The sequence below is a fragment of the Flagellimonas sp. genome, assembly GCF_965233845.1.
In the GTDB taxonomy this organism is placed as follows: Bacteria; Bacteroidota; Bacteroidia; order Flavobacteriales; family Flavobacteriaceae; genus Flagellimonas.
Window position 1 is genome coordinate 1,067,763 of sequence record NZ_OZ247584.1, and the last position, 13,207, is coordinate 1,080,969.

At 41.5% G+C, this 13,207-nt stretch carries 12 protein-coding genes; 7 read left to right on the forward strand and 5 right to left on the reverse strand.

The features are described from left to right. The first annotated feature begins 48 nt into the window (after positions 1 to 48). The 7 genes from ACO6S0_RS04895 (at position 49) to ACO6S0_RS04925 (ending at position 5,984) form a co-directional block, all read left to right on the forward strand. On the forward strand, positions 49 to 609 hold the full coding sequence (locus tag ACO6S0_RS04895; RefSeq protein WP_422350880.1) for a hypothetical protein: 561 nt from the start codon (positions 49 to 51) through the stop codon (positions 607 to 609). Positions 610 to 1,212: 603 nt separating this feature from the next. Beyond that, on the forward strand, positions 1,213 to 1,554 hold the full coding sequence (locus ACO6S0_RS04900) for a single-stranded DNA-binding protein (RefSeq protein WP_422350881.1): 342 nt from the start codon (positions 1,213 to 1,215) through the stop codon (positions 1,552 to 1,554). Between the two features lie 61 nt (positions 1,555 to 1,615). Further along, positions 1,616 to 2,065, forward strand: coding sequence for a JAB domain-containing protein (locus ACO6S0_RS04905; protein WP_422350882.1), 450 nt, complete (start codon positions 1,616 to 1,618; stop codon positions 2,063 to 2,065). A 54-nt stretch (positions 2,066 to 2,119) separates the two neighbouring features. Beyond that, complete coding sequence (locus ACO6S0_RS04910; protein ID WP_422350883.1) at positions 2,120 to 2,275, forward strand: hypothetical protein; 156 nt, start codon at positions 2,120 to 2,122, stop codon at positions 2,273 to 2,275. Between the two features lie 505 nt (positions 2,276 to 2,780). Beyond that, a complete protein-coding gene (locus tag ACO6S0_RS04915) occupies positions 2,781 to 3,365 on the forward strand; it encodes a BfmA/BtgA family mobilization protein (protein ID WP_422350884.1) in 585 nt (194 codons plus the stop codon). A gap of 3 nt (positions 3,366 to 3,368) precedes the next feature. Further along, positions 3,369 to 4,388: a MobB family relaxase gene (gene mobB / locus ACO6S0_RS04920; protein WP_422350885.1), complete on the forward strand. Its 1,020-nt coding sequence runs from the start codon at positions 3,369 to 3,371 to the stop codon at positions 4,386 to 4,388. Between the two features lie 39 nt (positions 4,389 to 4,427). Beyond that, entirely contained in the window at positions 4,428 to 5,984 is a 1,557-nt protein-coding gene (locus ACO6S0_RS04925) for a type IV secretion system DNA-binding domain-containing protein (protein WP_422350886.1), read from the forward strand. Positions 5,985 to 6,025: 41 nt separating this feature from the next. On the opposite strand, the gene ACO6S0_RS04930 is transcribed toward ACO6S0_RS04925, so the two are convergent. From ACO6S0_RS04930 to ACO6S0_RS04950, 5 genes are all read right to left on the reverse strand, one after another. After that, positions 6,026 to 7,099 carry a nuclease-related domain-containing protein gene (locus ACO6S0_RS04930; RefSeq protein WP_422350887.1) on the reverse strand — a complete coding sequence of 358 codons (1,074 nt, stop codon included), beginning with the start codon at positions 7,097 to 7,099 and terminating at the stop codon, positions 6,026 to 6,028. 79 nt (positions 7,100 to 7,178) lie between these two features. Then, positions 7,179 to 8,423: a Shedu immune nuclease family protein gene (locus ACO6S0_RS04935; protein WP_422350888.1), complete on the reverse strand. Its 1,245-nt coding sequence runs from the start codon at positions 8,421 to 8,423 to the stop codon at positions 7,179 to 7,181. 36 nt (positions 8,424 to 8,459) lie between these two features. After that, on the reverse strand, positions 8,460 to 10,241 hold the full coding sequence (locus ACO6S0_RS04940) for a UvrD-helicase domain-containing protein (protein ID WP_422350889.1): 1,782 nt from the start codon (positions 10,239 to 10,241) through the stop codon (positions 8,460 to 8,462). Positions 10,242 to 10,245: 4 nt separating this feature from the next. Then, positions 10,246 to 12,168, reverse strand: coding sequence for an ATP-dependent nuclease (locus ACO6S0_RS04945; protein ID WP_422350890.1), 1,923 nt, complete (start codon positions 12,166 to 12,168; stop codon positions 10,246 to 10,248). A gap of 233 nt (positions 12,169 to 12,401) precedes the next feature. Then, entirely contained in the window at positions 12,402 to 12,635 is a 234-nt protein-coding gene (locus tag ACO6S0_RS04950; protein ID WP_422350891.1) for a helix-turn-helix domain-containing protein, read from the reverse strand. Positions 12,636 to 13,207: the final 572 nt, after the last annotated feature.

The following is a 13,207-nucleotide window of genomic DNA, read 5'->3' on the forward strand; positions in this document are numbered from 1 at the left end:
CCTTGCGTTTGCTGGCCTGCCACTATTGTTCAATTTAAAACGCAGATCATGGAAAAACAAAACGTAGTGCAACTAGATTTTGGCTTTGAAATGGAGCCAACGAAAACACCGAATCCAAACCTAAGTCCCAAGTCCCTCAAAAAGGCCAAATCCGATTTTGTCCTTGACTTTATGGACCTATTGCAAAGTCCCATCATTGTCTACCCATCACAATGGCAGGATGCCGTTCCCAAAGACCTTTTAAACAATATTACCATGGCCCGGATGTTGACCCAGATGCGTGGGGAACACATGGCCTCCTTGACCGAGGTTGTGGCCTATATGATGCCCAGGACTTTCGAATCTCCCATGCCCAGTGAATGGGTGAACATCTACACATGGTGCGGGCTACAGTATGCCAAGACCTTCAAAAAAACAGGGCAGACGGAGGCCATGGAGGAAGTGGCTCCCAAACAACTGTCCGAATATGAGATGGGTCTTTTGAAAAGGTTAAGGGTCTGGATCTATGAGAAACGAAGACAAGCCTTAAAGGATAGCATGAAAACTTCAATGCCCAAGTTGAGCGAACCGTCCCCTAACGATCAGCGAGAGCTGTTCCAGAAATACTAAAAAGAAACCGAGTTCTAGGATTACTGACCCATTACTATCGCAATAGTTGATGTATTGTCATTTGGCAAATATGGAAGTCGTCCAAACGGATTTTTGGTGCGTCCTTCCTTTGCAAACCCTTCTTGGGGCTTTGCCGGGAAAGGCCGCAAATCCGTCCGCCCGCCCATCAAATTTTAAGGGGTCCATAATAAAAGAAGCCCTTGTTGTTTTTCGGGACATCGAAAAACAGGGCAGGGCCCAAGGATTTCCTATCAGGACACCATCGCCTGCAGTTGCTTAACTTCCCGTACGCTCCCTTGCCAATGGGTCGGATGGAATACCTAAGGCCCCCATTGAACCTGTCAAGGCCAAGACAGGTTTTGTCCATAAATAGGGTTTCCACTTCCTTGAAAACCTAAAGGTTTTACTACGTCGCGGAGCCTCCCGATTTCCGCCCAAAAGCCTTGACAGAACCCCCTTCTTTTATTGTGCTACGCACGTAAGAAGCAAACAAACGCCCCTTAAAATTTGGTAAACAATGACCAAAAAAAAGAGGGGAAATTTTTAACCCTGTTTGCTGATTTATCCATACTGGAAGACGGCAGGCCTTTAAAACTTTTTATCATGAGTACATTGAGAAACAAAGTGCAGTTGATTGGAAACGTGGGGCAAGACCCCACCATCACAGACCTTGACAAAGGGAAACGAGTGGCACGGTTCACCATGGCCACCAATGAACACTACAAGAATTCCGAAGGGGAACGGGTGACCAATACCGAATGGCACACCGTGATCGGTTGGGGGAAACTGGCCGACATCATCGAGGGATTTGTGACCAAGGGTAAAGAAGTTGCCATTGAAGGGAAATTGACCTCCCGCTCCTATGAGGACAAAGAGGGCAATAAAAAGTATGTGACCGAAGTAGTGGCCAGTGAAATTCTGTTGTTGGGAGGTAACAACGATTGATGGGATAGGGGTGTCCAACATTTGGGCATCCCTTTCTTTTTTCATCCTTTAAACATATGAAATGGAACACCGTGTCAATGAAATACAGATCAGTTATAGGGAAAAACTAAGTACCCTGAAATCCCTTTCCGTGACCAATTCCAACGAGGTGGCGGATCTATTGTTCCAAAATTGGGACAACAAGACCATTGGACTACATGAAACCTTCAAAATCTTGTTGCTGAACCAGTCCAACAAAGTAAAGGGCATCTATCCTTTATCCCATGGGGGAATCACGGGAACCTTGGTGGATATGCGCATTCTTTTTGCCATTACCCTAAAGACCCTTTCCGTGGGAATTATCCTCGCCCATAACCATCCCTCTGGACAGTTGAAGGCCAGTCAGCAGGATAAACAATTGACCCAAAAGATCAAACAGGCTGCGCAGCTTTTTGATGTCAAGGTATTGGACCATATTATTCTTGCACCCGATGGCCGTTATTACAGCTTTGCCGATAACGGGATTTTATGAGCCTATCCGATGTGGAATGACTTAAGCAAATTGAAATCTTGAAAATCAAAATCTATGGAAACACGTATAAGAAAATCACTGGAGATTCCGGCCAGAAAACACCAAAGGCACCAAATTGAAAAGGAAACCAATGCAGAGAAAACTTTTCTGTTGATCATCAACCTATGGATTTTTCGGTTTGAATACTCCAAGGAACAAAGCAAATCCTGAATCGTTTTCAGGGAAAATTTAGATCTGGAAGGCCCTTGTACTAGGGTCTTTTTTATGCTCAATAACCCCAAGGTTGACGTTTTGTATTTCCCAAAACGGGACTTCTCTTTTTTTTGATACAAAACCCTTCCAATTGTGGGCAATGTGTGTTTTTATGTTCGCATGATAGTCGCTACATTAATGTAGTGCATCATGATACGCACCGTACGGCAACCCTTTTTAATTTGACTTTCCATAAGCCCGTACCATTTGATTTGACTTTTGAAAAAATGCAACTGGTCCCGATAATTATCGGGATTAAACCATGTTGTGCGATGCTTTTTGGGCCCTCGGCGCAAAAAGGAGAAGCAAGAGGGTAGCGTGCTGGCGCAGCGCTACCGATCATCAGTGCTCCGCAAAGCCCCTGTTTAAGGGGGTTCACGGATTTAATGGGCTTTGGTCCATGTCAGTTTTTGATGGAAAAATGGGCTGGGCCCAGTAAAACCAAGGAATTTTTAATGGAAAAATGGATAAAGGATACGAAAAGGAACAGTTTACCTGTCTGAGCATCAAGATCTCGATAGCCAAAAAATATCGGAAATTTTGCAAGGTCCAAGGACAATCCCAATCCTTGACCCTTTTGGCCATGGTCGAGTTTTTTGAGCATAACGGTATCTCACCCGATGAGCGGATGTACGAGACCATCGCCAGCCTCAAATATTTGATCAAACGCCGCTTCAATGCCATGGTCGCCATCATGCGCAGTATTGAGAAGGAGCAAACCCTGCCCACCGTCAGTATGATCCAGGCCCTTTTTGAACAGGAGTTGGAAACCCATGGGGAAGAATGGGAAGGAGATTTCGATTTCATCGAACAGCAGTTGATTGAAAGCAAACAACCAAAAGAGGAAGATACTTTCGAAACAGAAATAACGGTTCCCAAGATTCGGTATGATCGGTTGGAAGAACAGATGGAGGCCTTGAAGCAGGATTTTGGGCATGTACTGGATCATGTGGTCCCGGTCAAGAACCGGATTGGAAAGGATCACCTTCGATTGGACCTGAATCCAGAAGAGATTGAAAAGTATAGAAGAAAACTCAAAAATTTATAAGCCATGTACATCGCCATAACCCGTCAACAACTTGGGGACAATTTTAGGGGCAGTGTCCGGGATTTTGTAAAGTATCTGGAAAAGGAAAACGAGGGAAAATCACCGGAACGGCAAGAGCTGTATTTCAACCAAGAGGAGAATGACATCGATGCGGAAAGGGTTATTGCCGAAATCGATGCCAATACCTCCAAGTTGTCAAAACGGGATCCCAAGTTCTATTCCATTGTGGTCAGTCCCTCACAACGGGAACTGAAACACATCGGTGATGATCCCGAGAAATTGAAACAATATACCCGGGAACTGATGAAGGTCTATGCAGCCTCCTTTTATCGGGATAGGGAAATTACCGTAAAGGATGTGTTGTATTTCGCAAAGCTGGAAAGGGAGCGGACTTTTTCAGAAAAGGATAAGGCCGTAAAAGAAAACCAACCTTATGCCAGCAAGATTCTCGAGTTGCAACACCAGATCAGGGCCATCAAGGAAGGAAGGGTCCAAGGGGATATTGCCAAATTGCAAGAAACAATAAATGCTCTGGAAAAAGAGGCCCCACACAAACAGAACGGTAAGCGAATCGTTCCAGGCATGGCCAAGGAAGGCCACCAGAGCCATATCCATATCATCGTCAGCCGAAAGGATGTGACCAACTCCCATAGCCTCTCCCCTGGGTCCAAGTTCCGGACTTCGGAAACCACACTCAATGGAGAAAAGGTAAAACAAGGCTTTGATCGGGATCAATTCTATCGGGCGGCGGAGAAGACCTTTGACAAGCAATTTGGGTACCCAAGGAATTTTGTGGAGACCTACCATGCCCGAAACCTTCTCGACAAGGACCCGAAACGTTTCTTTACGTTGTTGTTGGGACTTCCAAACCACGAACGGCAGGCGGCCCGGCAATTGTTGTTCAAGGCTGGGGTAAACGTGCCGACCATTCCTGTCAACAAGGCGCAGTTGGCCTATAAGGCCATGATGAAACTGAAAAAAGGTATCAACAAGGTGATGGAATCAGGATCCATCGGAATTTAGAAGTGGACTATGGAAGAATATGGATTGATAATGGTTGTAATGGTAGTATTGCTTGGGGCAGGGGTTTCCTTTGTGGCCATTCGATATGTTAAGCATGGGTTTGTGATAACGCTTTTGGTGATTGTGCTACTGGCCATGGCCCAAGGGATGATATGGGGATGGGAAGAATTACTGAAAGGGTTGATGGCCTTATGGATCCCCCTTGTATTCATACATACTGTCATTTTTGGTTGGGTTGGTAGTGGTGATAAGTCCCAAAAACAGCCCAAGGTCTTTGAGGTAAAACTGAAAGTTAGAGGTAAGCCTTTGGTGCTTGGGAACATCCGAAGGGGCGTTTCGGTCATGGCCTCCGCGGGGAGCGGGAAGACCGAGAGTGTCATCAACGGATTCCTAGAGCATTTTAAGAAACAGGGCTTTGCAGGAATTATTCATGACTATAAAGATTTTGAGATTACGGAAATGGCCTGGCCCTTATGGAGGCATGCTGGAGTGCACTTTCATATCGTGTCCTTTGGTCCCATCCATAATAGGGTCAATCCCATTGCACCGCGATACCTGCCCGATGAGGAAAGTGTGCATGAAGTATCCAGGGTGCTTTTGGAAAACCTGATGGAGCATCGGGACTCCGATGAGAACAGCACCTCCCGTTTCTTCAAGGATGCCGCGGAAGGGTTGATTAGTGGATTGATCTGGCGGCTGAAGTCGGATTACCCCGATTATTGCACCTTGCCCCATCTCATGGCCCTGTACCAACAATTGGGAACCAAGAGCTTGGTCAAGTTTCTACGGGCCAATATCACTTCTCGGGCCATGGCCGATGCCTTTATCAGTGGCGTTGGGTCGGAGCGGCAGACGGCAGGGGTATTGAGTACCTTGGCCAATGCTATCAAAAAGATCAGTACCCGTAAAATATTCATGGTCCTTTCGGCGGATGAGATACCCTTGGATATCAATAATACTGAAAACCCATCTGTAATTGCCTTGGTGAACAATCCCCAAAAAGATGCTTCGCTATCCCCGGTTATCGCCACCATCATCCATACCATTTCAAAGCAGATGTCCCAACGGAACCGAAAGCACTCCTTTATGCTTTTGGAGGAGGCCTCTACTTTACGGCTTTTGAACATGCATCGGATACCGGCCACACTGCGCAGTTATGACATTGTAAGTGTCTATGTACTCCAGGACAAGATCCAAAACGATATGATGTATGGGGAGAAGGCGAGCAAGGCGATTCTCTCGAATCTGTCCTATCAGTTCTTTGGCAAGGTGAATGATCCGGATACTGCCAAATACTATGAACGGTTCTTTGAACTGGTAAAAATGCCCACAAGGAGTGTGAGCAAGAGTTCGGGGCTGAACTTGGAACGACGGATCACGGAAGGGGAGAAAGAGGTGTCCAAACGTAGGGCAGAGGTGTTCTTTCGGTTGCGACAAGGGGAGTTTGTAGTCTTTGCGGATGGGAAGGACAGAAAAGTGCAGTTCTTACGGCCTGAGATTCAGAGAGCGTTACCAAAACCGATGGATTTTTCGGAAAGGGATTTGGAGCAGCATTATCTGAAGGTGCATCGAGAGATCCAATCGATTTTTAAATAATCCAGGGGAGATAAGATTTTTGAAATTAAAACAGTACTTCGTTAATCTTTTATTTTCATCAAATAATCTGCAATTTGATGGACTTCTGACTCATTGAATAAGGGCTCAAAGTGATTGATATAGCTATTGAGTTCCCTTAGTTTTTTGATGGCGACATATTGAAATTTTTCCTTGGGTTTGTGGTTGATCATGGCCACGATATTTCGCAAGGGTATTTTTTTATGGCCCCAAGGATGTCGTTTGAGCAAACTATTTACTTGTTGATTGTCACGATGAAGAAGGATATACAATGCATAATTGGCCCGCTCAATTTGTTTTACTGGTGATCTTAAATCATAATTTGCAATGGATGCCTTGCTCCAGTTCTTGGTCTCAATGATAAAGATACCCGCATGGGTCACCAAAAGATGGTCAATCTGTATACTGTGTATTCGGTCGTTCTCCTTTTTGTTATAAATGGGTCTCTCGAATCTCAGGAAAAAGTCATTAATCAGGACAAAATCATCCGAAAGCCTTTCGAGTTCTTTGGCCACTAAATTTTCACCAATGGCTCCTGCTATTACTGGCATGAGTTCGGTGCACACGGATTTCATGTATTCGAGTTCATTGAACTTTGGTGCACAACGTTCGGAAATCATCCTTTGCCGGTTGGTAGTGTACCCATTGATAATTTCAATTGTGGAATCCAGACGCTTTTTAGAGGGATTGGTCTGAAGCCCAATGATGGTCTTCTGATTTTTTTCGAGGATGAATTTATATGCTAAAAGGATTTGCAGCCGGTACCAATTCAGCAGTTCCAAAACTGCATTTTTTGCGGGACCCGATAGGGACGTACATTTGGATTTTAGTTTTACTATTTTATCAGCTAGCTTTTTTTCTGCATTTATTTTTAAGGCATCATAGTTTTTTTGGAGTTGGAATCCTTCTTCTTGAAGAGCGTCCAATTCAATATCAAACTCCCGCTCAACCTTGAAGAACAGCTCCTCTTTTTCATTGTCATAGTTTTTAAGGAACCTTTGTATATCTCCCGTGGAATTGAACCGTGTGAATTCTTTTTGATCCAGGGTCTCCCGGATTCGTTTTAAGGATTCTATTTGACCGTGGATTTGGGTCATGGCTTGTGCCGTTTCTAATGGTCTGGTATATTAGTAGTTGAGTAGTTTGGTAATTATCTTTAGTAATTGATGTGCGAAGTTATTCTATCGATTTCTTTTTAAATAATTCCAAAAGGTTCTCAATTTTCTCTAGTAACTCATTAAAAGGGATAATAATTACATCTTTATTACTCCATCTAAATAATTCAAAAGATACATCTTGTCCTTTTTTTGAAAAACTTTCAGTATTTCCAGCAATTACTACGCAAACAGAATTTAATGATTCAGCTGAGTTCCCAACGATTGAGTGATAATTTTTGAGAAGAGTGTTCTTTTGGTCTAAAACCTGTACAATTGCACCCGTCAACTGATTGCTTATTGGATAAAGGTCATTACGATATTCCGAATTGAGCACTAGTTGTGTCAAATGTGTTTTAATCTCAATAAATGCAATATTGCTGTTTATTTTGTTTCTATATAAAAAATCGACAATTTTATCTTTGCTGCCACCTATGTTATGTCCTCCTACACTTACTTTATCATCAAGGAATATGGCAGGAAAGGAGAATATTTGAGAAAAAATCCATGCGTGTTTCTTAAAAAACTGATGCCATTTTTCTTCCAATGTGGTTGTGTCAGTAACTTGTTCAAGGATTTTTTTGAATTCGGTCAAAATATCTTCTATGTAGACTATGTCAACATTAGATTTCGTGGAAATTAAAGTTTCTTGAGGGAGTCCTGAATTGATTAGAATTTCCATTAGTCTTTCAGTTTCGTCAGCGGAAAAACTAATTTTGGAATGCTTATCTAAATATAGGCCTAAAGAGCCTTCAACGTACTCTGGTTTTTCGGGTTCGTCAATTTGTGCTGGTAAAAGCTTGTTTAAAATTAACTGATATAAAGTATTTCCTTCATTCTTCTTGTTCTCTACAAAAGTTCCTGTAGATTCCTCTAATTTCTCAAAATCACTAATGTTCAAAGTCAATTTTGTTCGGTTTAGTGTTGTTTCTTTCTCTGATGAGATAATGACTTCTTTAACTTTAGGGAATTTATTCTGAAAAAAATAGAATAGGTTTTGGACTCCTTTGGGACTTGTAAACCCAAATCCTCTGCTTTCAGTGAAAGAAATGCCGGAACTGACTTCTACTTCTGGCTCAATCGTAATTCTTACGATTCCATTATATTTTTGTTCAATTAAACCATCTTTTTCTTTAAAGGGATAATATTTTTTAGTTCCATTATTAAAGACTTCTTTAGCCAAAAAGCCAGTCCTCTTTTCCTCAAATTCTACAAAGTACTTTTTCTTTGTAGTTAACTTTTCTTCAATTAATTTGATTCCTTTCATTCGGTATGGCTTATATATATTGTTGGCTGTTCACGTTTAATTTTCAAGTTCTTCATTAGTTATAATTTGTACGCTTTCTCCAAGCTTGGCTTTAAGTTCATTCTCGGAAATGCTATCGGGGAAAGCCATAGCGAGCAGGTGTTTAGGGCGAGATAGAGCCACGTAGATAATTCGTTGTTTTTCACTGGGAAAGTCCAGTCCACTTGATTCAATGTCTGAAAAGGTGATGTTGTCTTTATGCTTTTTTTCATTGAAAAAGACTAAAATGGAATCTAATGATTTTCCCTTTACTTGGTGAACCGTAGTAATGGGAATTCTGTTTTCGGAGTATGACCTCTTAAAATGTTCTTTAAGGGGTTCATTTAATATTGCTTTATCAAATATTCCTCTGTAGCTTCTTTTTTTTTGCTCGAAACTAACATGCTCTGTTAATTCAAGCCTTTCATTCAAGAAAGTTTGGGTTGAAGTAGTCCAATCTGAAATAGCCTGGTCAAAACTCGGAAGGTCATGCAGCAGATTCAACAATAGTGCATTGAATTGATTATCCGTTTTGAGTTCTTGTTCCAACTCTTTAATGTCTACCATTTCTTTCTTTTGGGCAATTAGCGATACCGCAATGGAACGGATAGCCTTAATAGCTGCCTTTATTTCATTGCCCTCATACTTATGCTTTGCATCGATAATTCGATATGGAAGGTCACTTTTCCATGGTACTTGATCTGCTGATTTGCCTAGCATCTGATTTTTTAATGCATTTCCACGGACTACGATTTGGTTATCTTCTAATCCGTTTTCTACACACTGTTGGTCAAAATGCTGTACGATGAGAGGGGAATTAGTTTCATTATATCGATAAACCATAACGGGTAACTCCAAGTCGGTTGAGCAGGCGGTATTTATAGCGGGGTCACCTTGCTTGCGAAGAATTGAAAAACAATCTATGATGCGTTGCGGGGATCTTCGATTATCGGTTAAGTCCAGTCCTTGCCAGTTTTGAGTATCGGCATATTTAGTATTGAAAAGATCGGGGTCTGCATCGCGCCATTCATAGAGACTTTGGTAGGGGTCTCCAATGAATTCTAGATTAGCAAGACCGAGTTCTGTGAGTTTGTCGAAAAGGGCGTGCTGAACGGCTGAATTGTCTTGTGCTTCATCTACGATTATGTATGGAAAGCGGAGTGCTAGCCAATGACCGATTTTAGGTTGATTGCACAGAAGACTATATGCAATGTATGCTGAATCGCTAGTAGTAATTAGACCGGTTTGAATTTGCCATTGCTTCAGTTCTGCGCAATAGTTGTCAAAAACATTTGATGAGACTTTGTCCTCTGAGGGTCTGTAACCATTGGATGAGAAATTGCCATCACTTTCAAACCTAATGGAGGCGGGGGGGTAAGCAAAGCAAATTGGCTTTTTGTTCTTACCTCTATATCTCCATTTTGCCAACCAAGCTTCATTCAAGAAGTTAGGATCATCTAGTATTTTAGGACGCTTGGCATTTTTTACATAGAGATAATAGAATGGCAGAGTTATGTATTGATTGATGAAGCTATCTATGGTGGAAACCTTGTGTGGAAAGTTTAGATAATCACCACTCAATTCGGTGTATTTTTCGCTTATCTCATTCTTCGCAGTGTTAGTAAACGACAAACAGGCAATGCCGCTGAATCGGCTAAGAGTTGTTTTGTATTCGTCCTGTAGCAGCATAAGTTTTCTTGCTACAGCAGTGGTTTTTCCGCTTCCAGGGCAAGCATTCAGAACAATTTTGCCTCGTGCATTCAGATATGCTAGTCGTTGTGGATTAATCTCAAATTCCATGACCTTACTTTAACAGTGATAATGCTGTTTTTATATACTTCGGAATTGCAAAGTTCAGTCGCGCATTGTCGATATTTTCGAGAATATGAAGGGCAAAATCCTGAGCGAAAACGGCCTTTCCGGGCATGGCTTTCCAAAGCAGAATGGCTGTTCTTCGGTGTTCTTCGTCACTTATATGGTCATTCGCGAACGTGCCTGTGTAGGTTTTAATCGAATCAGTTTTGCTTGAATCCAAGTCTGCGAGGTATGAGAACAGAAAATTATCTGTTAACTTGGTTCTGTCTTTTGGAACATTAGCGAGGGCCAATTCATATTCCAATGTTTTGAAAGCAGTGTTTACGTTTATTGATGCATTTCCATTTGCAGCCGAAGTTAGGTTAGCAATTCTTGTAATCGGGGTGCCAGCTTGAATATTAGTGTCTAGCTCAATGAGTTTTGCATAGTTGTTTTCCAGTAATTTGTTGAAGCCATATTCGGTCTTTTTTGAGGATGTGAATTGATCTTGATCTGTTAAAACAGCAATGGATTTATTAATTCGCTTCTTTGCCTCCATGGAATTGAAAAGATACAGGAAGGGATAAAAAGAGGTGCCGCGGACATTAACCAGTTCTATCCTATAATCTTCTAGCCTATAGCCATCGACTTGTGCGAATGCAGATATAAGTAGTTCTTCGGATATTCCTTCTACAAAAAGCCCTGACTTAGCAAACAGTAGCTGAGACTTGGTTACATCGATGTATCGCTCTAGTTTTTTTCTTCTTATCTCAAAATCGAAGCTTGTTAGTGGGGTGTTCTTTGAGGTGTCTTCAATAATGCTCTCGGCTTCCCGGTCATTAAATAGATTTCCGAGTCTGTGAGCTATGGTTTTCTCCAGTAGGATGAGGTTTTTAAGAGGCACTTTGGACGTAAGAGTTGGTGAATGGGAGGTAATGAACAGTTGACTATTATCTGATTCATTTGCTCGCTCTAAAAAGTTGTAAAGGCTAAGTTGAAGTTGTGGATGCAGGTGTGCTTCTGGTTCTTCAATTAGCAACGCAAAATGGGGCGTGTCATCGTCTGCAATTTGTTCTTTTATGTCGCCAAGCACGGTGGCGATATAGATTAGATTGTTATAGCCAAGACTGTTTTGCCACAGATAGAAACCTTCATCTCTCAGTGTCTCCCTGTTATGTGGCAAGAAGGGCTTAATGGCATTCACAATGTATTCAGTTTTAGATTGCTCAATCTGCAGTCCTATTTTGTTGTCGTCAAATGCCTTGAAAATTCCTTTCAGGTTGCTGTTAACCCCTTTGCGGGTGTTCCTCACTTCGTCTCGCTCCAACAGTTCATCGTTGGCCCTTTTCATTATTTGCTCGATATCAGCTCCGCTGTCCTTACGGTCTACAAAACGCTTTATCACTCTCCCAAGAATATTACCTCTTGAGTTGAGCAAATCTTTTGTACTGTCCCGTAGTGCTCCTAGATAGTAGTGTTGGAATAGTTCAAAGGTTTTGTAATCTGCTCTCTGCCCTTCAATATCACCTGTGCTATATGTGAAATGCGGGTATTTCCCATTCCTGTTTTCATATTGAAGCGTAATCTTGGCATAGTCATTTTCATTGTTATTTGGATCAATGACCATGTATTCATAAAAGGCGCCTTTTTGAGAATTGGTCAACCCTTTAAATTGGTAGGTGATTGTTACCAACGTTGCAGCCTCGATTTTAATTTGGCCTTTTTCTTTTTTGACTTTTTCGTGAAAGTCACTCAGAGAAACGGAAATATCGCGAATCGGCTCGCCTAAGTTGTAAAGCAGTCGAATAGCATCAATTACGGCTGATTTATTACATCCATTCTCACCGATTATGATATTGATATTAGGGTCGAAATCGACTTCGAGATTTTCAATACCGCGATAATTCTTAATGCTTAAGTAGGATAAATACATTTATCAAAGTTTTTTTCGTATGCAGCCAACTTCTTTATAGTCCTAACGTTCCTCTGAATAAACAACTAATTTGGATAGCCATATCCAAGAACGTTTTTTCAAAGAATAAAAATTAAGTAAGCTTAAATCTGGGGGAGAGTAATAAAACTAAATGTAAGAAATTTCTAGAAAAGGAGAATGCGAAAACCTGTAAGGAAGTGAGAAGTATTGATTACCCTCTTTGTTTTATAACTTCAAAGTCCAACCAATTTAAAAAATTCACTCAACTTCAAACCCTTTGCTTCACAGATTCTATTTAAAGTTTCCACAGGTATTCTATATTCTTTTGTACCTTTTATTTTCCTGACAGTGCTTTCATCAATATTATATCTATTAGCAAAGGCACTCTGGGATTTGCCTTCCTTTAGCCAAGGAAACAACCATTCCTTGGTTATATAGCTACATATTTTTGAATTAATATTTGGCATTTAAACAAAGGAATAGGATGAAAAACTAAATATCTCGGTCGTTCGACCGTAATTTGAGATATTTTATTATATTGCGTTCTATTACATAGATTTGCGATTCTTCGTTTAAAAACATTTGAAGCTTTCGCTTGGAGTCTCGACTAGAAAACTGGTAATTTTTAAGTGTACGGGACAATAAGCTGATGGCTCACGACCCGGGCGTGGGCTGGCTTATCGTACACAGGTATACCAGTACCTCTAGTCGTTAAGTTGGGTCCCACGCCTTTTTTCGGCATTTGGTTCATCTAAACTTTCTTCATCGCGTTTGGTTTCTTTTGTCTTCCGCAGGGTCGCCTAACCTTTAAGGTTATGGGAAACAAAGGGTTTATTTTTCTATTGAAGGCTTCATCACCGCCCGTTCCAAATTATGGGACTGGGCTTTCGGTATTCGATATCCTCTTTAAGAAAAAGCCCAAGAATCCCATTTAATCCTTGACCATAGTTATGGGATACACGCTACACTTTTTCCGGTTATCGATATCCTTTTGTCCCATAACTGACACATACACTTTTGGGGTATCCGGCCCAATCAC